The 22,700-nt window shown below is 64.4% G+C and carries 23 protein-coding genes; 15 read left to right on the forward strand and 8 right to left on the reverse strand.

Annotation, left to right across the window (positions count from 1 at the left end; translation table 11 throughout):
* The 4 genes from MF134_RS08370 to MF134_RS08385 all read right to left on the reverse strand — a co-directional run.
* Nucleotides 1-204: phosphoadenosine phosphosulfate reductase domain-containing protein (locus MF134_RS08370; RefSeq protein ID WP_255338987.1), on the reverse strand; the 204-nt coding region annotated here is incomplete at its 3' end.
* A 101-nt stretch (nucleotides 205-305) separates the two neighbouring features.
* Complete coding sequence (gene cysQ / locus MF134_RS08375; RefSeq protein ID WP_255338988.1) at nucleotides 306-1,103, reverse strand: 3'(2'),5'-bisphosphate nucleotidase CysQ; 798 nt, start codon at nucleotides 1,101-1,103, stop codon at nucleotides 306-308.
* Nucleotides 1,104-1,337: 234 nt separating this feature from the next.
* On the reverse strand, nucleotides 1,338-1,898 hold the full coding sequence (locus tag MF134_RS08380) for an HNH endonuclease (RefSeq protein ID WP_255338989.1): 561 nt from the start codon (nucleotides 1,896-1,898) through the stop codon (nucleotides 1,338-1,340).
* Between the two features lie 181 nt (nucleotides 1,899-2,079).
* Complete coding sequence (locus MF134_RS08385) at nucleotides 2,080-2,724, reverse strand: DNA-3-methyladenine glycosylase family protein (protein WP_255338990.1); 645 nt, start codon at nucleotides 2,722-2,724, stop codon at nucleotides 2,080-2,082.
* A gap of 75 nt (nucleotides 2,725-2,799) precedes the next feature.
* Here MF134_RS08385 and gluQRS point away from each other — a divergent pair, with 75 nt between their 5' ends.
* Nucleotides 2,800-3,747 carry a tRNA glutamyl-Q(34) synthetase GluQRS gene (gene gluQRS, locus MF134_RS08390; RefSeq protein WP_255338991.1) on the forward strand — a complete coding sequence of 316 codons (948 nt, stop codon included), beginning with the start codon at nucleotides 2,800-2,802 and terminating at the stop codon, nucleotides 3,745-3,747.
* On the opposite strand, the gene MF134_RS08395 is transcribed toward gluQRS, so the two are convergent.
* A complete protein-coding gene (locus MF134_RS08395; protein ID WP_255338992.1) occupies nucleotides 3,716-4,681 on the reverse strand; it encodes an AEC family transporter in 966 nt (321 codons plus the stop codon). The genes gluQRS and MF134_RS08395 overlap by 32 nt on opposite strands.
* Before the next feature lie 216 nt (nucleotides 4,682-4,897).
* Between MF134_RS08395 and MF134_RS08400 the strand changes: the two genes are divergently transcribed.
* The 9 genes from MF134_RS08400 (at nucleotide 4,898) to MF134_RS08440 (ending at nucleotide 13,041) form a co-directional block, all read left to right on the forward strand.
* Nucleotides 4,898-5,791 (forward strand): DMT family transporter, encoded by an 894-nt coding sequence (locus MF134_RS08400; protein ID WP_255338993.1) that lies wholly within the window; start codon nucleotides 4,898-4,900, stop codon nucleotides 5,789-5,791.
* Nucleotides 5,792-5,876: 85 nt separating this feature from the next.
* Nucleotides 5,877-6,065, forward strand: a complete 189-nt coding sequence (locus tag MF134_RS08405) for a twin transmembrane helix small protein (RefSeq protein WP_255338994.1) — start codon at nucleotides 5,877-5,879, stop codon at nucleotides 6,063-6,065.
* A 43-nt stretch (nucleotides 6,066-6,108) separates the two neighbouring features.
* The gene (locus MF134_RS08410) at nucleotides 6,109-6,681 is read left to right on the forward strand and encodes a cob(I)yrinic acid a,c-diamide adenosyltransferase (RefSeq protein ID WP_255338995.1); all 573 of its coding nucleotides are present in this window, start codon (nucleotides 6,109-6,111) and stop codon (nucleotides 6,679-6,681) included.
* A 126-nt stretch (nucleotides 6,682-6,807) separates the two neighbouring features.
* On the forward strand, nucleotides 6,808-7,821 hold the full coding sequence (locus tag MF134_RS08415; protein WP_255338996.1) for a hypothetical protein: 1,014 nt from the start codon (nucleotides 6,808-6,810) through the stop codon (nucleotides 7,819-7,821).
* A 74-nt stretch (nucleotides 7,822-7,895) separates the two neighbouring features.
* The gene (locus tag MF134_RS08420) at nucleotides 7,896-8,633 is read left to right on the forward strand and encodes a rhomboid family intramembrane serine protease (RefSeq protein ID WP_255338997.1); all 738 of its coding nucleotides are present in this window, start codon (nucleotides 7,896-7,898) and stop codon (nucleotides 8,631-8,633) included.
* 98 nt (nucleotides 8,634-8,731) lie between these two features.
* Entirely contained in the window at nucleotides 8,732-9,481 is a 750-nt protein-coding gene (locus MF134_RS08425; protein ID WP_255338998.1) for an electron transfer flavoprotein subunit beta/FixA family protein, read from the forward strand.
* A gap of 126 nt (nucleotides 9,482-9,607) precedes the next feature.
* Nucleotides 9,608-10,537 (forward strand): electron transfer flavoprotein subunit alpha/FixB family protein, encoded by a 930-nt coding sequence (locus tag MF134_RS08430; RefSeq protein WP_255338999.1) that lies wholly within the window; start codon nucleotides 9,608-9,610, stop codon nucleotides 10,535-10,537.
* A gap of 74 nt (nucleotides 10,538-10,611) precedes the next feature.
* The gene (locus MF134_RS08435; RefSeq protein WP_255339000.1) at nucleotides 10,612-11,493 is read left to right on the forward strand and encodes a 3-hydroxybutyryl-CoA dehydrogenase; all 882 of its coding nucleotides are present in this window, start codon (nucleotides 10,612-10,614) and stop codon (nucleotides 11,491-11,493) included.
* An 81-nt stretch (nucleotides 11,494-11,574) separates the two neighbouring features.
* Nucleotides 11,575-13,041 carry a methyl-accepting chemotaxis protein gene (locus MF134_RS08440; RefSeq protein ID WP_255339001.1) on the forward strand — a complete coding sequence of 489 codons (1,467 nt, stop codon included), beginning with the start codon at nucleotides 11,575-11,577 and terminating at the stop codon, nucleotides 13,039-13,041.
* A gap of 92 nt (nucleotides 13,042-13,133) precedes the next feature.
* On the opposite strand, the gene tlpA is transcribed toward MF134_RS08440, so the two are convergent.
* The gene (tlpA, locus tag MF134_RS08445) at nucleotides 13,134-13,802 is read right to left on the reverse strand and encodes a thiol:disulfide interchange protein TlpA (RefSeq protein WP_255339002.1); all 669 of its coding nucleotides are present in this window, start codon (nucleotides 13,800-13,802) and stop codon (nucleotides 13,134-13,136) included.
* A gap of 36 nt (nucleotides 13,803-13,838) precedes the next feature.
* Between tlpA and argH the strand changes: the two genes are divergently transcribed.
* The 5 genes from argH to MF134_RS08470 all read left to right on the forward strand — a co-directional run bounded on the left by argH (nucleotide 13,839) and on the right by MF134_RS08470 (nucleotide 20,736).
* Nucleotides 13,839-15,242, forward strand: a complete 1,404-nt coding sequence (gene argH / locus MF134_RS08450; RefSeq protein WP_255339003.1) for an argininosuccinate lyase — start codon at nucleotides 13,839-13,841, stop codon at nucleotides 15,240-15,242.
* Between the two features lie 10 nt (nucleotides 15,243-15,252).
* Entirely contained in the window at nucleotides 15,253-15,627 is a 375-nt protein-coding gene (locus tag MF134_RS08455; protein WP_255339004.1) for a hypothetical protein, read from the forward strand.
* 164 nt (nucleotides 15,628-15,791) lie between these two features.
* Nucleotides 15,792-17,072 carry a diaminopimelate decarboxylase gene (gene lysA / locus MF134_RS08460; RefSeq protein WP_255339005.1) on the forward strand — a complete coding sequence of 427 codons (1,281 nt, stop codon included), beginning with the start codon at nucleotides 15,792-15,794 and terminating at the stop codon, nucleotides 17,070-17,072.
* A gap of 125 nt (nucleotides 17,073-17,197) precedes the next feature.
* A complete protein-coding gene (locus MF134_RS08465; RefSeq protein WP_255339006.1) occupies nucleotides 17,198-19,840 on the forward strand; it encodes a TIGR02302 family protein in 2,643 nt (880 codons plus the stop codon).
* Nucleotides 19,841-19,953: 113 nt separating this feature from the next.
* Nucleotides 19,954-20,736, forward strand: coding sequence for a Crp/Fnr family transcriptional regulator (locus tag MF134_RS08470; RefSeq protein ID WP_255339330.1), 783 nt, complete (start codon nucleotides 19,954-19,956; stop codon nucleotides 20,734-20,736).
* Nucleotides 20,737-20,781: 45 nt separating this feature from the next.
* Here the strand turns inward: MF134_RS08470 and choV are convergent, their stop codons facing one another.
* Together choV and choW are read right to left on the reverse strand one after the other, a co-directional pair.
* Entirely contained in the window at nucleotides 20,782-21,828 is a 1,047-nt protein-coding gene (gene choV, locus MF134_RS08475; protein ID WP_255339007.1) for a choline ABC transporter ATP-binding protein, read from the reverse strand.
* Complete coding sequence (choW, locus tag MF134_RS08480) at nucleotides 21,825-22,664, reverse strand: choline ABC transporter permease subunit (protein ID WP_255339008.1); 840 nt, start codon at nucleotides 22,662-22,664, stop codon at nucleotides 21,825-21,827. Before choW ends, choV begins: the two co-directional genes overlap by 4 nt.
* Nucleotides 22,665-22,700 lie beyond the last annotated feature (36 nt).

Below are 22,700 nucleotides of genomic sequence, written 5' to 3' on the forward strand. Positions count from 1 at the left end.
ATGCAGCAGCGGGAAGGGCGGCGGCGAAGGATGGAACGCCTTCTTCGCCAGATGCAGCATGACCGAGGAATCCTTGCCGATCGAATACAGCATCACCGGATTGCGGAACTCCGCCGCAACCTCCCGCATGATGTGGATCGACTCCGCCTCAAGACGCTCCAGATGCGTCAACTCGACCGAACTCGCCATAACCCCAACCGACATCTATCAATCCATCCTTCGTGCAAATGTCTTGAGCGCTTTCGCGCGTCAAATCAGGCCTGCCGGCTCGCCAGGCCGGGAGCCACAGGCGTTGCGCCAGTGTGCTACGACAGGTCTTCGGCGAGCCCGGGCTGGCCGAAGGCGACGAAATGCGGATTGGCAAAATCCACGTCGTCCGCCTGGCGGCGCTTGCCGTAGACGAGGGGCTTGCCGTCGAGCGTGGTGACCAGCCCGCCGGCCGCGCGCAGCACCGCGTCTCCCGCTGCCGTGTCCCATTCCATGGTCCGGCCGAGCCGCGGATAGACGTCCGCCTCGCCTTCCGCAACGAGGCAGAATTTCAGGGACGAGCCACGGGACACGAGATTGTCCACGTCAAAGCGCTTCAGCCATTCCGCCGTTTCGCTCGCTCCGTGGCTGCGGCTGCCGACGGCCACGATCTTCTCGGGCGTCGGCCGGGTCGCGATGGCCTCGACCTTGCCGATCCGACCGCTTTCGACATCGCCGCGATAGGCGCCGTCTGCCGCCGAACCGGCCCAGATCTTGCCGATCGCCGGTGCATAGACAACGCCCGCCACCGGCACGCCGTTTTCGATCAGCGCGATATTGACGGTGAAATCGCCGTTGCGATTGACGAATTCCTTGGTGCCGTCGAGGGGGTCGACGAGAAACATCCGGCTGGCCTCGGCCGGGACGTCACCCGCCGACATGGCCTCCTCCGCCACGATGACCACGTCCGGAGCCAGCGCCTTCAAAAGCGGCTTGATCACGGCTTCGCAGCGCAGGTCGGCCTCGGTCACAGGCGAGGAATCGTCCTTCTTCTCGACATCGAAGGCGGTACCGTAGACGGCCATGACTTCTTCGCCGCCCTTGAGGGCGATCTCTGTCAGGTCTGATAGTTTCAACGTCTGCTCGTTCCGTGATGCTCGGGATGCCTGCGCGCCGCTCTAAAAGGATCGCCGGGATATCAACCTGCGAAGCGACGCAATTCGCCGTTTGCAGCCGATTTATGCTGCCCTGCAGCACGACATACCAGAACGCCCAAGCGACGCAAGGGCAGATCCGCCGGACAGAGATGCATGGAGGACAGACCCGGATGCGAACGGATCGACGACATTAAGCGATCCAGACGCCAGGCCCTATTCGGGATCGAGTTCGGAGTCCCAGTAGAGATAGTCGAGCCAGCTCTCGTGGAGATAATTCGGCGGGAACAGTCGACCGTTGTTGTGGAGGTCGTGCACAGTCGGCTGAAACGGCGTCTGGCGGGGGATCATTCCCGCGACCTTCGGCATTGCGCCGCCCTTCTTGAGATTGCAGGGCGAGCAGGCCGCCACGACGTTCTCCCACGTGGTGAGGCCGCCCTTGGACCGCGGGATCACATGGTCGAAGGTCAGCTCATGGGGAGAGCCGCAATACTGGCACTGGAATTTGTCGCGGAGGAAGACGTTGAAGCGGGTGAAGGCCGGATGGCGGGCGGGCTTGATGTAGGTCTTGAGACAGACGACGGAGGGCAGGCGCATGGAGAAGTTCGGACTTCGCACCGCCCGGTCATATTCGGCCAGGATCGTCACCCGATCGAGGAACACGGCCTTGATCGAATCCTGCCAGGACCACAGGGAAAGTGGGTAGTAGCTGAGGGGCCGAAAGTCGGCGTTGAGAACAAGGGCTGGGGATAAGTCCTGACTTATCGCGATCGTCACCGAAGTCTCCTTGGGCTGACGCCTTCTTCCTTAACTCGCGTCGGCGCGGACTATCGTGCTCTATCATGTCGGCTTTGTGAAGCCTTATCCCCGCCATGACAGGGGCTTGGTGGATTCTGGCCTGAAATGGCGCTTCCCTTGTACTCCCTTTATCTGTGGATAGGCTCCGGTGATCGACCGGCTAGGCTTCGGTGACGGGAACGACCTCGCGCCGGTTGACGGCGCCGTAATAGGCCCAGAAAAGCCGGGCTGCGACGGAGCGATGCGGTCGCCAGGCCTCGGCGATTCCGGCCAGAGCCTTGGCGGCGGGACGATCGTCATGGGCGAAGGCATGGGCGACGGCGACCTGAAGCGCCAGATCCCCGGCGGGAAAAATGTCGCGGTGCCCGGCGCAGAAGAGCAGATAGCATTCGGCGGTCCAAGGGCCGACCCCGGGAAGCGCGACGAGTTCGGCGACCGCATCCTCCGCCGCGGATGATTCGCAGCGTTCTAGCGAAAGGCGTCCGTCCGAAACCGCTTCGGCGATGGCCCGGACGGTCCGTTGTTTGGGGCGCGAGAGGCCGGCGGCGCGCAGGGTCGTTTCGTCGGCCGCGAGGATTGCCGCAGCGTCATCGAGGTCGACGGCTGCCGCGAGACGGCCGAAGATCGCGTCGGCGCTTGCCTTGGAGACCTGCTGCGCCACGATGATCGCGATCAGGCCGCGCAGGCCTCTGGTGCTTCGGCGCAGCGGAACCGTGCCGGCGGTCCGAAGCACCGGGTCGAGACGGGGATCGGCAGCCAGCAATTCGTCCAGCGCCTCGGCGATGTCGGCTTCGGTCGAAATCATGGGCGGACCGCCTTCGTCATCTTCCTCTCGCAATCCGATCTTAGCACCTCGCCCAAACGAGGGAATCGCATAAAAATGTCCGCAAAAGACGCCGTGTTCCGTTTCGCGCCCAGTCCGAACGGCGAGCTTCACCTCGGCCATGCCTATTCGGCTCTGGTCAATCACGAGCTTGCCCGTCAGACCGGCGGGCGCTTCCTCCTGCGCCACGAAGACATCGATCTCGCCCGCTGCACGCCCGCCTTCGAGCGGCAGGTGGAGGACGATCTGGCCTTTCTCGGCATTTCCTGGGACGAGAAGCCGCGGCGCCAGTCCGAGCACATGGCCGACTATGCCGCCGCACTGGAGGCGCTGGCAGCGGAAGAACTCGTCTATCCCGCCTTCATGTCGCGGGGCGAAATCCGCGCCTTCGTCGACCGCTATGAGAGCGAGGAAGGTCGTTCATGGCCCCGCGATCCCGACGGCGCGCCGCTCTATCCCGGTCTCGACCGCCACGCCACGACGAAAGAGCGGGAAAGGCGGATGAGCGAGGGCGAGCGCTTCGCGTGGCGGCTCGATCTGGAGCGGGCGATCGAGCGCGTCCCGGCCTTGGGCTGGGACGAATACGGTGCCTCGCCGCTGGGCGAAAGCGGGCCGATCGTGGCGCGGCCGCTCGAATGGGGCGACGTGGTGCTCGGGCGGATGGATGTGCCGACCAGCTATCATCTCTCTGTCGTCGTCGATGACGCCCTGCAGGGCATCACCGACGTCGTGCGGGGCCGTGATCTCTTCTATGCGACCAGTATCCATCGTCTCTTGCAGGAGCTCCTCGGCTTCTCGCCGCCGCGATACCACCACCATCCTCTGATCCTAGGAGAGGATGGCCGCAAACTGTCGAAGAGCGCGCGCGATACCTCTCTGAAGTCGCTCCGGGAATCGGGGATGACGGCCGAAGACATCCGCCGCATGGTCGGCCTGCCGGGGCGCCCGGGCGGCTCCCTGTCGGAGGAGATCCTCATGTCCCGAGGATCGTCAGCCACAGGCTGAGCGTGACGACGGATGCGACGGTGGAGACCAGGATCGTCGTCGCGGCAAGCTTTTCGCCGGCACCGAAATAGGTGGCCAGGATATAGGCGTTGACGCCGGCGGGGGCCGCTGCCGTCAGGACCGCGCCCTTCAGCCAGAGATCCGGCAGCCCCAGCCCGTTGCCGATCAGCCAGACGAGCGCGGGCATGACGAGGAGAGACAGCGCGGCAGCCGTCGTGGCCATGAAGATGTCGCCCTTGAGGCCATAGCGTGTCAGTGACATGCCGAGGGAAAACAGGGCGATGGGTCCGGCCGTGCCGCTGAGGAGACGGGTTACTTCGCTGAAATGACCGTCGAGGGGAAAGCCGGTGGCGCGCCAGACAAGGCCCGCCACGATCCCGACGACGATGGGATTGGTGGCGAGGTTCCTGCCGACGCGCCTGGCGATCTTCGAAAGGGGTGGTGGATCATGCGCGATCGCGGCTCCCTGCGACGCATCCCGTGCGGCCGCCCGCTCGATCAGGATCGACGACGCGATCATCATCACCGGCAGATGGATCGAGACGATCAGGAGAAGCGGCTCCAGTCCAGGATCGCCGTAGGCGCGCTGGAGCGTTGGAATGGCGACGAGAACGGTGTTGGCGAAGCTTGACGAGATGCCGGCGATGACCGCCGTGCGCCGGTCGGCACCCGCGAAGGCCCGGGCGGCCAAGCTGCCGCATGTCCAGACGACCGCCACGGCGCCGAAATAGCTCGCCCAGAGATAGAGCGGATTGGCATTGCCGAAGGACATCGTCGACAGCGTGCGGAACAGGAGCAGCGGCACCGCGATGACGAAGACGAAGCGGGCGAGCGCCGTTTCCACCGATTCGGGCAGAAGCCGCGTCCTCGCGGAGGCGAAGCCGATGGCGATCAGGCTGAAGATCGGGACGACGATGTTGAGGATGGTCTGCATCGGCACGGCGGAAGAAAGGCGGGGCGTTCAGCGATAGGACGGGTGGGCCCAAAGCGCAAACCGTTCGCTCAGGTCGGGGGGAGGTGCCCACCCGTATCAGGCTGCGTGCCGGCCCCGCGATGTGACGCCGCGGTCAAAGCCGTGTATGGGGCGGCTGGCGGCGTCCTCCTGGCCGAAGTGGTCGCGCAGCCCCGACATCCGGCAGAGCCAATATCCGTGCAGCGTTTCGTATCCGTTTTCCCCCCGCTCTTCGTTCTGTTGTGGTCCACCGGCTTCATCGGCGCGCGCTATGCCATGCCCTATGCCGAGCCCTTCACCTTCCTTTCTCTGAGATTTCTTCTCGCCTTCGCCATTCTGGCGGCTGTCGTCGCGATGTCGGGCCGCAAATGGCCGTCCTTTCCCCTGGCGATGCATGCGATGATCGCCGGCAGCCTGATTCACGGCCTTTATCTCGGGGGCGTGTTCTTCGCGATCCGCCATGGCCTGAATGCCGGCGTGGCGGCGCTGATCGTCGGGCTTCAGCCGATCCTGGTGGCGATCATCGCGGCGACCGTTCTCGGCGAGACCATCCGTCCGCGCCATGCGCTGGGCCTCGCTCTCGGCCTCTTCGGTGTTGCGCTGGTGATTCTGCCGAAGCTCGGATCTGGCGGCGAATACGGTGCGATCAATGTGGTGCCGGCGGTCCTCTCGGCGCTCGCGATTTCGGTCGGCACGGTCTGGCAGAAGCGCTTCGTCACCGGTCTCGACATTCGCACAGGGACGGCTCTGCAATATCTCGGCGCCCTGGTCCCCGTCGGCGTCATGGCTCTTGCAAGCGAGGAGATGGCGATCCGCTGGAACGGCGACGTGGTCTTCGCGCTCGTCTGGCTGGTGCTCGTCCTGTCGATCGGGGCGATCTTCCTGTTCATGATCCTGATCCGGGAAGGGGCCGTTTCCAAGGTCTCGTCACTGATGTACCTGACACCGGGCGTGACAGCCGTCTTGGGTTATCTCCTGTTCGGCGAGACGCTCACTCTGGTCCAGATCACCGGTCTCGCGATCACCGGGATCGGCGTGGCCGCCGCCATGGGCAATCTGCGACCGCGACGACCCTCCCTGGGTGGCGGCTGATCGCGCGACATGGTCGCAAGCGCTCGCGGGCAGGCAAATGACGCCTATATGCGGTCGCGTTTGACCGAAAGTTCGAAGGGACGGCATGTCCGATTTTCTGACCTATCTCGCCCTCATCGTCATGGTGGCGACCGCCGGCGTGCTTCTCGCCGGGCTGATCAATATGATGCGGGGCGGCTCGGGCAACACGTCCCAGAAGCTGATGCGCGCCCGCGTCATGCTGCAGGGCGTCGCGGTGATCATCATCGTCGGGGTGCTTCTGCTCGCCCGCTGATTTTCCGCGAAATTCTCAACACGACAGGACGAGGACGCAGATCATGGTGCGCCTGAACAAGATCTACACCAGGACCGGCGACGGCGGCGAAACCACGCTCGGCAATGGCGAGCGCCGTTCCAAGGCCGATCTCAGGGTCGAGACCTATGGCACGGTCGACGAACTCAATGCGGTCATCGGTCTCGTTCGGCTCCATGCCGACGAAGTCCTCGACGCCATGCTGGCGCGCATCCAGAACGAGCTGTTCGATCTCGGCGCGGAGCTGGCGACGCCGGACACCGGCAAGCCCCTGGAATTCGAGCCGCTGAAGATCGTCGAGTCCCAGGTCGACCGGCTGGAATCCGAGATCGACGCCATGAACGAGCGGCTCGAACCGCTGAAATCCTTCGTGCTGCCGGCCGGTTCGCCCGCCGCGACCCATCTTCACCACGCGCGCACGGTGGCGCGTCGCGCCGAGCGCCTGATGATCGCGCTGTCGAACAAGGACGGCGAGCCGGTAGCCGCAACCGCGATCCGCTACGTCAATCGCCTGTCCGACCATCTCTTCGTGGCGGGGCGCATCGCCAATGACGAGGGCCGGGCGGACGTTCTCTGGGTGCCGGGGAAGAGCCGCTGAGCCACGCCTGCCTCACTCGGCTTCCGCGAGGCGATGCCACTCAAGCCGCCTTAAGCTGCAATTCTTGATTGACAATTTCATGCAATAATTCAACCTATCCGAGCTTCAACCCTTCGAGGAAGCTGGATGGGCCAGAACGTATCCGTTGGCATGCTGGAGACCGCAGTGCTTGGGGAGGATGCCCATCGCTGCTTCTTTGTGGATCCCGCCGATCGAAGAATAGAAGCGTTTCGCGCGTTGAACGGCCTGCAATCGCCCGGGCAAACTCTCTCGCCAGGTCGCATGGTTGTGGTGCCCCATGACGACTCGATGTCGGCGATGACAGCAGCGGAGCTGGGCCGGTTTTCGCAAGGGGTGGGGTCGGTCTCCCCGCCGGTGGTGTCGCCGGCCCAGGCCGGCAGGTTCAATCAGGACTTTTCCTTGATCGATGCCGTTGTCCAGCATCGTGAGGGGCTCGGTTTCATTGGCAGTGAACTCGATGGCGTGAACACCTATCTTGCCAAGCGCATCGCAATGATCGAGGCGGATATGAAACGCCTCGACGAAGCTTATCGGACGGCGCTGAAGGCCGGCTGGAAGCTGAACAGCACCGAGGCGATCGCTCTACGCAAACCCATCGAAACGGCGCTCCAGCGTCAGATCAACGGCTTCTCGCGCCGTCATATTCTGGAGAATCCGGGACAGTCCCGGATGAAGAAGGCCCTCGGGCTGAGCCACAAGAGCCTTGCCAAATCCTACGCCATCGATGGCGATGGTCTGCGCAACAAGAAGATCGAGCGCAGCCTGGCCCGCAACAGCAATTTCGCCGCCAAGCTGAAGCCGCTTGGCAGGGCAGCGACCATCCTGCAAACGGGTGCGATCGCTGCGGAGACGCGTGTCGCCTATCAGAGGGGTGGCGCTTCCGCCGCCGGCAATGTGGTCGTGCGCGAAGCAGTGGGCATGGGAACAGGCCGCCTGGGCGCGGGAGTGGCCGTCTCGGCGGCGCTCATGATTGGTGTGTCGACAGGCGGCGTCGGCTTCGTGGTTCTCGGCATTGCGGCCGTTGCCGGGGGCATGATCGGTTCGGAGGCCGGCAAACTGGCCTATGACGCCGCTGGCGGTGCGGAGGTTGTCGAATGGCTGGTGAAGGCGTTCGAATGAGTGCTAGACCCTCGACCTAGGCTAGGCCGGAAGCTTCACTCGCCCGCCCGGCTGACAAGGCGAGCGAGGCCCCGATGTTCATCCCGATCTATGACTCCAACCGCCTGCGCTACATCCGCTTCCAATACGTCACGATCGGCCTGATCGCGGTCAACGTCTTCGTCTTCCTCTATGGCTGGGCGGTCGGAGAGACCGGCGCCATCGTTTCGTCCTTCGAATTGTCCTACGGCTTCATTCCCGCCGTCGCGAACGGACATGTGGATCTGCCACCGGTCTATGTGGCCGTGCCCGGCTGGCTTAACTTCGTCACCTATTCGTTCCTGCATCTCGATTTCTGGCATCTTCTCGGCAACATGCTGTTCCTCTGGGTGTTCGGCGACAATGTCGAGGATGCCTTCGGCCACTTCAAATTCCTTCTCTTCTATCTCGCCTCCGCCGCCGCAGGTGCCTTTGCCCATGCCGTGATCGCGCCAACCTCGGAGGGGACACTCGTCGGTGCATCGGGATCGGTTTCGGCCGTGGTCGCGGCCTATCTGATGCTGCATCCACGCGTCTGGGTCTGGGTGCTCGTTCTCGGCCGCATTCCTCTGCCCCTGCCGGCCTATATCGTGCTCGCTGCCTGGATCGGCCTCCAGTTCTTCATGCTGGTGACGGGCGCGGCCGACGTGTCCTATGCCGCCCATGTCGGCGGTATCGTCGCCGGAGCCTTGCTGACCCTGGTTCTGCGGCGCTCCGGCGTGCCGCTGTTCGATCGCAAGATCGTCCCGCCGAAGGCAGCGGCTTTGACCGATGAGCGCGAACGCCAATATTAGCGGCATGATGTCGTCACGGCTTGCCAAGCCACGCCGCCATGCGCCAAGACGGCTGCGAAAGACAGTCCCAGAAAATCCCCGAAGGAGACAAACCGCCCATGAAAGTTCTCGTCGCAGTCAAGCGGGTGGTCGACTACAATGTGAAGATCCGGGTGAAGTCGGATGGGTCCGGCGTCGAACTCGCCAATGTGAAGATGTCGATGAACCCGTTCGACGAGATCGCCGTCGAAGAGGCGATCCGTCTGAAGGAAGCCGGCACGGCGAGCGAAGTCATCGCCGTCTCGGTCGGCCCGCAGCAGTCCCAGGAGACGATCCGCACCGCACTCGCCATGGGCGCCGACCGCGGCATCCTCGTGAAGACCGACCAGCCGACCGAACCGCTTGCCGTCGCCAAGCTCCTGAAGGCTGTGGTGGAAGCGGAAACGCCCGACCTCGTCATCCTCGGCAAGCAGGCGATCGACGACGACTGCAATCAGACCGGCCAGATGCTCGCGGCGCTCCTCGGCTGGAGCCAGGGCACTTTCGCCAACACGGTCGAGTTCGCCGATGGCCGGGCCAAGGTCTCCCGCGAGGTCGACGGCGGCCTGCAGACGGTCGATCTCAAGATGCCGGCGGTGGTGACCACCGATCTGCGCCTGAACGAGCCGCGCTACGCCTCGCTGCCCAACATCATGAAGGCGAAGAAGAAGCCGATCGAGGAGAAGAGCCCGGAAGACCTCGGCGTCGACATTGCGCCGCGTCTGGAGGTTCTCAAGACCGCCGAGCCGAAGAAGCGCGAAGGCGGCGTGAAGGTCGCAAGCGTCGACGAACTGGTCGACAAGCTGAAGAACGAAGCCGGGGTTCTTTAAGGTCGGAATGTCCCGAAGAGGACGCGCCTGCGCTTTTGATCGCATGCAGTTCCATTATTGAGCACCCGAGATACTGACGCGCTTCGCCGCCCCGGAGGCCTGCTGCGAAGTGCCAGGAGAGACGAGATGACCACACTTTTGATTGCCGAGCACGACAACGCGGCTCTTTCCGACCAGACGGCCAAAGCCTTGACGGCCGCGAAGGCTCTGGGCGGAGACGTCCACATCCTCGTGGCGGGCGAGGGCGCCGGCCCCGTCGCCGAGGCAGCCGGAAAGCTCGAAGGCGTTGCCAAGGTTCTTCATGCCGACGACGCCGCCTATGGCCATGGGCTGGCCGAGCCGCTCGCCGATCTCGTCGTGAAGCTCGCCGGCGACTATGACGCGATCGTCGCGGCGGCGACGACCACCGGCAAGAACGTTGCGCCGCGCATCGCAGCCCTGCTCGACGTCATGCAGATTTCCGACATCATCGCGGTCGAAGCGTCCGACACCTTCGAACGGCCGATCTATGCCGGCAATGCGGTCCAGACGGTGAAGTCCACTGACGCTAAGAAGGTCATCACGGTCCGGACGTCTTCCTTCCAGGCGGCCGGCGAGGGCGGCTCCGCCACCACGGAGACGATCGACGCGGCCGGCGATCCAGGGCTCTCGACCTTCGTCGAGGAGAAGCTCGCTCATTCCGAGCGTCCGGAGCTGACGGCGGCGAAGATCATCCTGTCGGGCGGCCGCGCGCTCGGCTCGAAGGAGAAGTTCGAGGAGGTGATCCTGCCGCTCGCCGACAAGCTGGGTGCTGCCGTCGGCGCTTCCCGCGCGGCGGTCGATGCCGGCTACGCCCCCAATGACTGGCAGGTGGGCCAGACCGGCAAGGTGGTCGCGCCCGAGCTCTACATCGCCGCCGGCATTTCCGGCGCGATCCAGCATCTTGCCGGCATGAAGGACTCCAAGATCATCGTCGCGATCAACAAGGACGAGGAGGCGCCGATCTTCCAGGTCGCCGACTACGGCCTCGTGGGCGATCTGTTCCAGCTCCTGCCGGAGCTCAAGGACAAGCTCTGACCATCACTGCCCTTTGACCGGCGGTGTCGTGGTGCTATATTGCACTGCAACAAGAAAAGACCTGGGAGAGCGCGATGACAGATCGCATCAAATCCGTCGGCGTGGTCGGCGCGGGGCAGATGGGCGCCGGCATTGCCCATGTGGCGGCCTTGGCCGGCTTCACGGTCAAGCTCCACGATGTCGCGGACGATCGCATCCGGAGCGGCATGGAGCGGATCGAGAAGTCCCTCGGCCGCCAGCTTGCTTCTGAAAAGATCAGCGAAAGCGACAAGGCGGACGCGCTCGCCCGCATTTCAGGCACGACCTCGACCAAGGATCTTGGCCAACTCGACCTCGTCATCGAGGCGGCGACGGAAGATGAGACCGTCAAGCGCAAGGCCTTCCGTGAGATCTGCCCGCATCTGAAGCCGGAAGCGCTTTTGGCCACGAACACTTCGTCGATCTCGATCACGCGCCTCGCGGCGGCAACCGACCGGCCGGAACGCTTCATGGGCATTCACTTCATGAATCCCGTGCCGGTGATGAAGCTCGTCGAACTCGTGCGCGGTATTGCGACCGAGGAGGACACGTTCGAGACCGCCAAGGCCTTCGTCGCCTCGCTCGACAAGACGATCACGGTTTCGGAAGACTTCCCGGCCTTCATCGTCAACCGCATCCTGCTGCCGATGATCAACGAGGCGATCTACACGCTCTATGAGGGCGTGGGCTCCGTCACCTCCATCGATACCGCCATGAAGCTCGGTGCGAACCATCCGATGGGCCCGTTGCAACTGGCCGATTTCATCGGGCTCGATACGTGCCTCTCGATCATGCAGGTGCTCTATGACGGGCTGGCCGATTCCAAATACCGTCCGTGCCCGCTGCTGGTGAAATATGTCGAGGCGGGCTGGCTCGGCCGCAAGGCGGGTCGCGGGTTCTATGATTATCGCGGCGAGGAACCCGTGCCGACGCGATAGGCAACGGCGATAGTTGCTCTGGAAAGTAAACGTTAAGATGAAAAACATAATCTTTCTCTGGTTGAGAAAGGGTTTTTCACGATGGGTTTCTTTGCAGGGCGGAAACCGCGCAGCGATCAGGCCGCCTCGAACACACCGCAAACCGAGCACGAGCGGGCAATGGCCGGGATCATGTCCATGGCCATCCCGACCTTTGTGCTCGACGGCGAAGGACGCGTGGCACTCTGGAATCCCGCTTGCGAGCGGTTGACTGGCCTCAAGGCTTCCGAAGTCCTTCACACCAAGGACCACTGGAAGGGCTTCTACAAGGAAGCCCGGCCCTGCCTCGCTGATCTCGCCCTGACCAGGGACACTGCGGCGATCGACCGATTGTATGCATCTCAATCGCGCGAGCGAACGGGTGATGACCTGCGGGCCGAGAACTGGTGCGATCTCCCTCTGGGGGAGCGGCGCTACCTCATCATCGAAGCCTGTCCCATGGTTGATGCCGCCGGCAAGGTCGTCGGTGTCGTCGAGACGCTTCAGGATGCGACCGAACTGGAAAAGGCCCGGCAGGAGGCTTCCGAGGCCCGGCTGTCGCAGGGCAAGTGCGTCGAAGCTCTGGGCGCGGCGTTGAAGGATCTCGCCGAGGGCCGGCTGACCACGCGCATCGACGACCCCTTCGAGGGTGATTACGACCGGCTGCGCGTGGATTTCAACGAGGCAGTCTCCCAGTTGCGTTCGGCGATTGGATCGGTGGCGGATAAATCGCGGACCATCCGCCTCGGCTGCGAGGAACTCTCCACCGCTGCCGACGACTTTTCGCGGCGTGTCGAGGAGCAGGCGGCGCGCGTCGAAGAGATTGCGGCTGCTCTGAGCGAGGTGAACCAGGCGGTCAGACAAACCCGCGACGGGACCATCGAAGCGAAATCCACGATTACCGGCGTTCGCAGCGATTCCAGCAAGACCGAGGCGGTGGTCGAACAGACCGTCGCCTCGATGAACGCCATCGAGCAGTCGTCGAAGAAGGTCAGCCAGATCATCGGCGTGATCGACGAGATCGCCTTCCAGACCAATCTCCTGGCGCTCAACGCCGGCGTCGAGGCGGCCAGGGCGGGTGAGGCGGGGCGCGGCTTTGCCGTCGTCGCTCACGAGGTTCGGGGTCTTGCGCAGCGTTCGGCCGAAGCGGCGAAAGAGATCAAGAGCCTGATCTCCACCTCGAGCGACCAGGTCGAAGAGGGCGTCCAATTGGTGGGACGGACGGGAGAGGCCCTGCAGGCGATGGTCGCCCAGATCGGCCGGATCGACGAGATCGTCGCCAATCTGGCGTCCTCTGCCCAGGATCAGGCCACCAATCTCGCAGAAGTCGATGCCGGGGTGCAGAGCATCGATCAGGTCACCCAGCAAAACGCGGCAATGGCCGAGCAGTCCTCAGCCGCCTCCCGCAGCGTCGCGACCGAGACCGAAGAGCTCTCGCATCTTCTGACAAGCTTCGATTGCGGGCAAGCTGGGGCCTCTGGCGAAAGTTCGAAGGGACCCCCGGTCAGCGAGGGTCTCCGCGCCGCATAGGACGAGTTGTCCCGATCCTCGCTGGGGTGAGACCGACCTGACGGATTGGCGCTTTGCAAGCCATCGAGCAGAGGCGCCCTGCATTCCTGAACTCACGTCGTCTGGCCCCCGCCCTTCACTGCTTCGATCAGCCGGATCGCGTCGGGGCTCGCCCATTCGGCGGGGCCCGCGACGGCGGCTCGGGCGCAGCCCTCGCCGTCGACGAGGAGCGAGACCGGCAGGCCGATCGTCACGCCTCGGGTCTTGAGATCGTTGAAGGTGTCGAGCGAGGCATCGCGGTAGAGGGGGAGGGACGAGAGGCCGGTTTCCTCGTAGAAGGCCTTCGGCTTGTCGTCCGAACCCAGATCGACATTGATCGGCACGACCGCGAAGTCGTCGCCGCCCTCCTGGGCTTCCAGCGCATCGAGCGCCGGCATCTCCACCCGGCAGGGGACGCACCATGTCGCCCACACATTGACGAGAAGGGTCTGCCCCGAGAAGTCGGCGAGGCTCTTGGGCGCGCCGTCTGCGTCGGTGAAGGAGATGGTCGAGACGTCGAAAGGCTCTTCCAGCGCCTGCACCGCCGCCACTTCGCCGCGGGCGTTCTCGTCGATCGCGGCATGGAGCCCGTCATCGGCCGGGCAACTCGCTGCAACCGCGTTGCCAGACCAGCGATCCGTCACGTATAGCACCCCCACGCCGGCGACGATGCCCAGCACCAGTGCTGCGCCCGCGATCGCCAGAAGACGTTTCGTCGGCTGTCCGGAATTGTCCGCCGTCATTCGTCGATAACCCTGTTCTTTCGTCCACCGGTCCCGATGAGCCAGAAAACCTCGAATACGATGTGGGGCGGTCGCTTCGCATCCGGCCCCGATGCCATCATGGAGGAGATCAACGCCTCGATCGATTTTGACAAACGGCTCTACCGCGAGGATATCGCCGGTTCCAAGGCCCATGCCGAAATGCTGGGGGCACAGGGCATCATCGCGGCCGAGGACGTTTCGAAGATCGTCGAGGGTCTCGCCCGGATCGAGGCCGAAATCGAGGCGGGAAACTTCACATTCTCGCGAAAACTCGAAGACATTCACATGAACATCGAGTCGCGGCTCGCCGAACTGATCGGCCCGGCGGCCGGACGGCTTCATACGGCCCGCTCGCGCAACGATCAGGTGGCGCTCGATTTTCGCCTGCATATCCGCACGGCGTTCCAGGCCTTGGAGGCCCGGCTGACGGACTTCATCGCCGCGCTGGTCGACAAGGCCGAACAGCATGCCGAGACGGTGATGCCCGGCTTCACCCATCTGCAGGTCGCACAGCCCGTCACCTTCGGCCATCATTGCCTGGCCTATGCGGAGATGGCGGCGCGCGACCGGTCACGCTGCCGCGACGCGTTGAAGCGGCTCGACGAGTGCCCCCTCGGAACCGCGGCACTCGCCGGTACAGGCTTTCCGATCGACCGGAGTGCGACCGCCTCCGCCCTGGGTTTCTCCGCCCCGACCCGCAACTCGCTCGATACGGTTTCCGACCGCGACTTCGCGCTGGAGTTCCTGTCGGTCGCCGCGATCACCGCAACACATCTGTCGCGGCTGGCTGAGGAAATCGTGATCTGGTCGACGCCGCAATTCGGCTTCGTGAAGCTGTCTGACGCGTTTTCGACCGGCTCCTCGATCATGCCGCAGAAGCGCAATCCGGACGCGGCCGAGCTGGTGCGGGCGAAGCCCGGCCGTATCAACGGCGCGCTGATCTCGCTGCTGACGGTGATGAAGGGGCTGCCGCTCACCTATTCCAAGGACATGCAGGAGGACAAGGAGCAGGTCTTCGACGCGATCGATTCGCTGTCCCTCGCGCTTGCGGCCGCCACGGGAATGGTGCGTGACCTGACGGTCAACGAGGCGAAGATGCGTGCGGCCGCTGGCCATGGCTTCTCGACCGCGACGGATCTCGCCGACTACCTCGTGCGCGAACTCGGCCTCCCCTTCCGTGAAGCGCACCATGTCACCGGCAGGGCCGTCTCGCTCGCCGAGGAATCCGGCGTCGGGCTCGAGGATCTGCCGCTCGATGTTCTGCGCTCCCTTGATCCGCGGATCACCGAGGCAGTCTACGAGGTCCTGGGGGTCGACGCCTCGGTGCGCAGCCGCCGGAGCTTTGGCGGCACCGCACCGGACAATGTCAGGGCGCAGGTGGAGTACTGGCGGAAACGCCTCGCAGACGAGCGCAATTGAATCGACGGGGGTGCTTTTACCCGCCGAAATCGTTATCACCGCTTTCGAGAAGAGGCGGGGAGCGCTGGGCGTTGACGTGATGGAACATCGGTTTTTGAGGTTGTCGGCACCGGTGCTGCTGCTTGTGGGAGCGCTGGCGGGGTGCGGCGTGAAGAATGCGCCGGTCGCGCCGCAGTCCGGCCAGACGCCGTCCGCGATTGCCGGCGACGAAACGCAGTCGGTCCAGGTCTCGCCCTTCGGAGGCGGGCAGGACGAAGCCGATGTGGATCTGCGGGCGCGGCGCCTCACCGACAACTCCACCAACGTTACCGTCAGCGCCGCCGAAGTGACGCGCAATCCGAAAGCCGAAGAGAATCGTTTCTTTCTGGATTGGCTGCTGAACTGAGCTGACGGGAAAGCGCCCGAGGGTAGCCCGAAAGCGGGCCTGCTTATGCCATGGAGGCCATTCCGACCTTGTTCCGGTCTTGGTGAGGCGAGCCTCGGGAGACACGAAGACGACCCGTCGCTCCAGCGATCCGGTACCATCACCTGTTGGGATGAACCCTTGCGATGAACCATTTTGAATTCAAGGACGGGATCCTCCACGGAGAGGACGTGCTGATCGAGACGATCGCGCAGGAGATCGGAACGCCGTTCTATTGCTATTCGACCGCGACGCTGACCCGCCACTACGAGGTGTTCTCGCGCGCCTTCGCCGATATCGATTCACTCGTCTGCTACGCCATGAAGGCGAATTCCAACCAGGCGGTCCTGGCGACGCTCGCCCGGCTCGGTGCCGGCGCGGACGTGGTTTCGGGCGGCGAACTGATCCGGGCGCTGCGGGCGGGCATTCCCGCAGAAAAGATCATGTTCTCCGGCGTCGGCAAGACCGTCGCGGAAATCGATGTGGGGCTCGCGGCGGGCATCTTCTGCTTCAACGTCGAGTCCGAGCCCGAGCTGGAGGCGATCTCGGCCCGCGCGGTCGAGGCTGGGACCACCGCGCAGATCTCGTTTCGGATCAATCCCGACGTCGACGCGGGCGGCCACGCCAAGATTTCGACCGGCAAGAAATCCGACAAGTTTGGAATCGCCTTTGACCGCGCCGAAGCAGTCTACGAGCACGCCCGGAAGCTTCCCGGCATCGCGGTCAACGGCATCGACATGCATATCGGCAGCCAGATCGAGGCGCTCGAGCCCTTCGACCGGGCCTTCGATCGCCTGGCAGAATTAGTGCGCCGCCTGCGGACCAAGGGTCACGAGATCAGCCATATCGATCTCGGCGGCGGGCTCGGCGTGCCCTACCGGCGCGACAATGCGCCGCCGCCCGAGCCGCCGGCCTATGCCGACATCGTCAAGCGCCATGTCCGCGATCTCGACTGCAAGGTGGTGTTCGAGCCGGGGCGGATGATCGCCGCCAATGCCGGCATCCTCGTCGCGCGTGTGATCTATGTGAAGGAGACCGGATCGAAGACCTTCGTGATCGTCGACGCGGCGATGAACGATCTCATTCGTCCGACCCTCTACGATGCCTGGCACGACATCGCACCGGTGCGCGAGCCGGCGGACGACCAGCCGCGAATCATCGCCGACGTGGTCGGCCCGGTCTGCGAGAGCGGCGATTTTTTCGCCAAGGATCGCGATCTGCCGGCGGTCGCGCCGGGCGATCTCGTCTACATCTCTTCTGCCGGCGCCTATGGCGCGGTTCAGGCTTCGAGCTACAATTCGCGTCCGCTGATCGCTGAGGTTCTGGTCAAGGACGACGCCTTCTCGGTGATTCGTCCCCGCCAGACCATAGACGATCTCATCGGGCTCGATCGCCTGCCGCCCTGGCTCGGGGGCGAAGAGGACTAGTTGCCGCACCGCAGCGCCTCAGGCGCTGCACGGCGGGAGGCGCCTCTTCAAACTCCTGTCAGATGCCTGCACTTCGCCTTAAAGCCTGCTAGAGTCACACTTTGCCAACGGGAACGGGGCATCGCATGGCTCAGAATGACGCGCCGAAGAAGTGGCTGCCGTCGCGGCGGCTCGGATGGACCCGGCGCTCCACCTATGCGTCGATCCTTCTCGAGCGGATCTGGCCGCCACTGATCGCGCTGGTCGGTGTCGGGGCGCTGTTTCTGATCATCGCCTGGTTCGGCCTGTTCCAGATGGCGGGACCCACCGGCCGTCTGGTGATCCTCGTCATTCTCGGTCTGTGCGCCGTCGCCACGCTCTGGCTCGCCCGCAATGTCCGGCTTCCGAAGTCGGCCGACGTCGATCAGCGGATCGAACATGTGAGCCGGCTACGCCACCAGCCGCTGAGGACCCAAGGCGAAGCGACCACCTCGACCGATCCGTTCGCCGCCGCCCTGTGGCGCGAGCATCAGCATCGAATGGCCGCGCAGCTGCGGCACCTGTCGGGTGGTGCACCCACCATGCGCACCGAGCGCCTCGACCCGTTCGGAATGCGGGCCCTGGTCGCTCTTCTGCTCGTCACGGCCTTTGCCTTTTCATTCGGGCCGAGCGGCGGGCGGATTGCCGACGCCTTTGTGACCGAAGAAGCCCGTGAGGCCGTCGGCCGGCGCGTCGATGCCTGGGTCACCCCGCCAGCTTACACCCGCCAGCCGCCGATCTTCCTTGCCGCGAACGAGGGCGAGGCCGTCACGGTCCCCGAGGGCAGCGTGCTTTCAGTGCGCGTGTCGGACGGTCGTTCCGTGGGCCTCAGCTTCCAGCCGGAGGGTTCCGACAGCGAGGCTTTGGAAGTGCCGGCGGTCGACGAGACCTCCGCGGACGAGGCGACGTCCGATGTCGAAGGCGTCGCGGAGGCCTCGGCCGATGAGGATGAGGTTGCCGCCAGCGGGCCGAAGTCCTATGAATTCGCTCTGGCCGAGGGTGGCGACGTCACGCTTGCAACGAGCTTCTCGACACTCGGCGAATGGCGCTTTGCCGTCACGCCCGATCATGATCCCGAGATCGCCTTCAGCGAGGAGCCGAGCCAGGCGCGCAACGGCGCCCTGCAACTCGCCTATGAGGTCAGCGACGACTATGGCGTGCGCAAGGCGCGGGCGGAGGTCGCCATCGAGGAGGAGCGGGCGCCCGGCGCGCGCGCTTTGGTCGAGCCACCCGAGATCCGGCTTGCGCTTCCACGCCGCACGCAAGGTGCGGCCGAGGCCAAGACCAGCGCCGACCTGACTGACAGCCCCTATGCGGGCGCCGAAGTCGCCCTGACCCTCGTGGCCGAGGACGATGCGGCGCAGACGGGTCGCTCCGACCCCTATCGGATGACGCTGCCGGAGCGAAATTTCTTCAATCCGCTCGCCCGCGCCGTGGTGGAGCAGCGGCGCATTCTGGCGCTCGACGCCAACGCCGCCCGCCGGGTGGTCGACATGCTCGACGCCGTGACCCTGCGCGGCGACGAATTCATCGAAAATCCCAGCGATTATCTGGCACTGCGTGCGGTGCGCACGCGCATCGCCGCCGCCAAGAATGACGAGACCTTGCTGTCTGCGGTCGACTTCATGTGGGAGATCGCACTCGGCATCGAGGACGGCGATCTGTCGCTGGCCGAGCGCAGGCTTCGCGACGCTCGCGAGCAACTCGCCGAAGCCTTGGAGAATGGCGCCTCGAACGAGGAGATCGACCGGCTGATGCAGGAACTCCGCGAGGCGATGCAGGAGTATATGCAAGCCTTGGCGGAAGCGATGCGTGACCAGCCGCCGATGAGTCAGGAGCAGATGCAGTCCCAGAACATGATGGAGCTGCGTCCGCAGGATCTGCAGGAAATGCTCGACAGGATCGAGGATCTGGCGAAGTCCGGGTCCAAGGACGCCGCCCAGCAGCTTCTCTCCGAGCTGCAGCAGATGATGGACAATCTCCAGGCCATGCGTCCTGGCCAGCAGCAGCAGGGCCAGCAGAGCCCGATGCAGGAGCAGATGAACAAGATGGGCGAACTGCTGCAGCGCCAGCAGGAGCTTCGCGACCAGACTTACGATCTCGGCCGGCGCCAATACCGCCAGCAGCAACAGCAGCAGAGGCAGGGCCAGAACGCTCAGCAACAGCAGCAGCAACAAGGCCAGCAGGGCGAGCCCCAGCAAGGCGGGGAGCAGATGACCGCCGAAGAGATGCAGGAGATGATGCGCCAGTTGCAGGAGCAGCAGGGTCAGTTGCAGGAGCAGCTCGAGGCCATGCGCAAGGAGCTCGAAGGCATGGGCATGCAGCCGAACGAGGATTTCGGCGAGGCCGGCGACGCCATGGGCCGCGCCGAGGGAGCGCTCGGCGAAAGCAACGATGGTGAGGCCGTCGGTCAGCAGGGTCGTGCCCTAGAGGCGCTGCGTCGCGGCGCCCAGGACATGATGCAGCAGATGCAGCAGGCCATGCAGCAAGGACAAGGCCAGGGTCAGGGACAGCCGGGTCAGATGGGGCAGGGCTTCAACGGCAGGCAGATGAACCAGGCCGGCCGCGACCCGCTCGGGCGGCAGCGCCATTCCCAGGGGCCGGACTTCGGACAGGATGTTGGTGTGCCTGACGAGATCGACACCCAGCGTGCCCGGGAAATCCTTGACGCGATTCGCGAACGGCTCGGCAACGCCCTCTCGCCGCAACAGGAACGCGAGTATCTGGAGCGTCTGCTCGAAACGCCCTGAGACCGGGTTGCAGGAGGGGGGATTGTTTGCCCATATTGGCAATGCTCGGACCAGCCTGATAGCAGATGCCGTGCTGATACGTGCGGAACGAGGGGTCGAAATTGGCCAATTTGCTGGAAAAACGCGCAGCCGGTACGCGCCACCGCGACGACGGCGGTCCTTCTGACGGCCGGCAGGATATCCATAATTCGGAATTGCCGGTCCTCTGCGTCTCGTGCGAGGCGCGGCACAGGGGGATATGCGGGGCGTTGGCGCCGGACGAGCTGGTGGAACTCAGCCGACACACCTCGAAGAAGGTCTATCCGGCGGATGCCGAGCTCAGCGCTGCGGACGAACCGGTCAGGAGCTATGCGAACATCCTGCGCGGTGTCGTCAAGCTGTCACGGCTGACCGCCGACGGGCGCCAGCAGATCGTCGGTCTGCAATTCGCACCGGACTTCCTGGGCCGTCCCTTTCGTGCAAGCACCGGCGTGACGGCGGAAGCCGCGACGGACATCGAGGTGTGCACCTTCCCGAAGGAAGCCATCGAGGCAATGATCGCGCGCTCGCCGAAGCTCGAACACCGCATGCACGAGCAGGCGCTGAAGGAACTTGACGAGGCGCGGGAGTGGATCTTCACGCTCGGCCGCAAGTCGGCGGCCGAAAAGGTCGCGAGCTTCATCCATCTGATCGCCGCCAATGCCGACCCGTTACAGGCCGCGGGCGAGGGGCCTGTTGAAGTGGAACTGCCGCTGAAGCGCGCCGACATCGCGGATTTTCTCGGCCTGACCATCGAAACGGTCAGCCGCCAGATCACCAAGCTCAGAAAGGCCGGCATCATCGTGATCGCCAACAACCGGACGGTTCGCGTGCCTGACATGGCTCGTCTGGAAGCGGCCTGCGAGACCGATCGATAGCTTCGGCGTGCCGCTGCCCGCCACGAGGGTCGCGGGCAGCCTCGATCACTGGTGACGCTGGAGCGCGTCGACGATTTCCTGGGGGCCGATCTGTCCGAGGATCTGGCCGTTGTGGGAGACGACGACCTTTCCGCGTGACGAACTCAGCGTCTTCATGATCCGCTTCAGCGGCGTGTCGGGTTCGGCCATCTGCGCCACGTGATCCAGCGACGCGGCGCCGTCCGCCTTGTCCACCGGCTTCATGACATCAGAGGCGGTGAGGACGTTCATCGGATTCATGTGGGCGACGAAGTCGGCGACATAGTCGTCGGCCGGGCGCAGCACGATATCCTGGGCGGTGCCGAGCTGGACGATTCGGCCGCCTTCCATGATTGCGATGCGATTGCCGATCTTGAAAGCCTCGTCGAGATCGTGGCTGACGAAGATGATCGTCTTCTTCAGCCGCTGCTGGAACTCCAGCAATTCGTCCTGCAATCTCGAGCGAATCAGCGGATCGAGCGCGGAGAACGGCTCGTCCATCAACAGGATCGGCGCTTCGGTCGCGAAGGCGCGAGCCAGACCGACGCGCTGCTGCATCCCGCCCGAGAGTTCGCCGACGCGGTTTTCCGCCCAGTTGGTCAGGCCGACGAGATCGAGCTGGCTGCGGGCCTTCTCCTCGCGCTCCTGACGCGACATGCCGGACAGTTCCAGTCCGAGCGCAACGTTGTCGACGACGTTGCGCCAGGGAAGGAGGCCGAACTGCTGGAAGACCATCGACACGCGCGACAGGCGCATCCTCCGCAGCGTTTTCGCATCCGCATGGGTGATGTCGGTCATGCTGGTCCCGTCATTGACGAGGACCTTGCCGCGGCAGACCGGATTGAGGCCGTTGACGGCGCGCAGAAGCGTCGACTTGCCTGATCCGGAAAGCCCCATCAGGACGAGGATCTCACCCTCCGCCACGTCGAGAGAGCAGGCGTGCACCCCGAGCACCTGTCCGGTTTCGGACTGGATCTCGCTGCGCGTCTTGCCCGCATCCATGAGCGGAAGGGCCTCGGTCGGCTTGTTTCCGAAGACGATGTTCACATCGTCGAAGACGACGGCCTGGCTCATGCGTTCGCCCTCCCGATGCGCAACACGCGGTCGAGCATGATCGCGACCACGACGATGATGAAGCCCGATTCGAAGCCAAGCGCCGTGTTCACCTGGCCGAGCGCACGCATGACCGGCACGCCGAGGCCATTGGCGCCGACGAGGGCCGCGATGACGACCATGGAGAGCGAGAGCATGATGGTCTGGTTGAGGCCTGCCATGATCTGGGGAAGGGCATAGGGCAGTTCGACCTTGACGAGCTTCTGCCATCCCGTTGCGCCGAAGGCGTCGGCCGCTTCGAGAAGCGGCGTCGGCACCGAGGAGATGCCGAGGTGGGTCAGTCGGATCGGCGCGGGGACGACGAAGATGACCGTGGCGAGCAGGCCGGGCACCATGCCGATGCCGAAGAAGACGATCGCCGGGATGAGATAGACGAAGGTCGGCAGCGTCTGCATGAGATCGAGGATCGGCTGCAGAACCTTGTAGAGCTTGGGGCGGTGGGCCGCGGCGATGCCGATCGGCACGCCGACCGCCATGCAGACCACACAGGCCGAGACGACCAGCGTCAAGCTCTCGACGGTCTCGTCCCAATAGCCCTGATTGAGAATGAAGAGGAAGCCGACGAGGACGAAAAGCCCCATCTTCCAGCTCTTCTGGACCCACCAGGCGAAGAGGGCGAAGACCAGGATGACCGCGATCGGAGGCGGGGTTTCCAAGACCCAGAGCAGGGATTCGATGAGCGTATCCATGGCGCTCGCCAATCCGTCGAAGAACCAGCCTCCATGGTTCTGGAGCCAGTCGAAGATGCTCTCGGCGGTATCGCCCACCGGGATCTTGTATTCCGTCAGCCAGTCCAAACGCTTAACCCTCCAGCCATTGGAAAAATCCCCGGC

Origin of the sequence: Jiella marina (assembly GCF_024359545.1) — a bacterium.
GTDB lineage: Bacteria > Pseudomonadota > Alphaproteobacteria > Rhizobiales > Rhizobiaceae > Jiella.

What these genes read in the sequence shown, in the direction of transcription:
- MF134_RS08385 (WP_255338990.1), bottom strand. Translation starts at nt 2,724, where the DNA reads ATGATTTCGACCGAAGCCGACATCGCCGAGGCGCTGGACGAATTGCTG.
- gluQRS (WP_255338991.1), top strand. Translation starts at nt 2,800, where the DNA reads ATGTCCGCAAAAGACGCCGTGTTCCGTTTCGCGCCCAGTCCGAACGGC.
- MF134_RS08395 (WP_255338992.1), bottom strand. Translation starts at nt 4,681, where the DNA reads ATGCAGACCATCCTCAACATCGTCGTCCCGATCTTCAGCCTGATCGCC.
- MF134_RS08405 (WP_255338994.1), top strand. Translation starts at nt 5,877, where the DNA reads ATGTCCGATTTTCTGACCTATCTCGCCCTCATCGTCATGGTGGCGACC.
- MF134_RS08410 (WP_255338995.1), top strand. Translation starts at nt 6,109, where the DNA reads ATGGTGCGCCTGAACAAGATCTACACCAGGACCGGCGACGGCGGCGAA.
- MF134_RS08415 (WP_255338996.1), top strand. Translation starts at nt 6,808, where the DNA reads ATGGGCCAGAACGTATCCGTTGGCATGCTGGAGACCGCAGTGCTTGGG.
- MF134_RS08420 (WP_255338997.1), top strand. Translation starts at nt 7,896, where the DNA reads ATGTTCATCCCGATCTATGACTCCAACCGCCTGCGCTACATCCGCTTC.
- MF134_RS08425 (WP_255338998.1), top strand. Translation starts at nt 8,732, where the DNA reads ATGAAAGTTCTCGTCGCAGTCAAGCGGGTGGTCGACTACAATGTGAAG.
- MF134_RS08430 (WP_255338999.1), top strand. Translation starts at nt 9,608, where the DNA reads ATGACCACACTTTTGATTGCCGAGCACGACAACGCGGCTCTTTCCGAC.
- MF134_RS08435 (WP_255339000.1), top strand. Translation starts at nt 10,612, where the DNA reads ATGACAGATCGCATCAAATCCGTCGGCGTGGTCGGCGCGGGGCAGATG.
- MF134_RS08440 (WP_255339001.1), top strand. Translation starts at nt 11,575, where the DNA reads ATGGGTTTCTTTGCAGGGCGGAAACCGCGCAGCGATCAGGCCGCCTCG.
- tlpA (WP_255339002.1), bottom strand. Translation starts at nt 13,802, where the DNA reads ATGACGGCGGACAATTCCGGACAGCCGACGAAACGTCTTCTGGCGATC.
- argH (WP_255339003.1), top strand. Translation starts at nt 13,839, where the DNA reads ATGAGCCAGAAAACCTCGAATACGATGTGGGGCGGTCGCTTCGCATCC.
- lysA (WP_255339005.1), top strand. Translation starts at nt 15,792, where the DNA reads ATGAACCATTTTGAATTCAAGGACGGGATCCTCCACGGAGAGGACGTG.
- MF134_RS08465 (WP_255339006.1), top strand. Translation starts at nt 17,198, where the DNA reads ATGGCTCAGAATGACGCGCCGAAGAAGTGGCTGCCGTCGCGGCGGCTC.
- choV (WP_255339007.1), bottom strand. Translation starts at nt 21,828, where the DNA reads ATGAGCCAGGCCGTCGTCTTCGACGATGTGAACATCGTCTTCGGAAAC.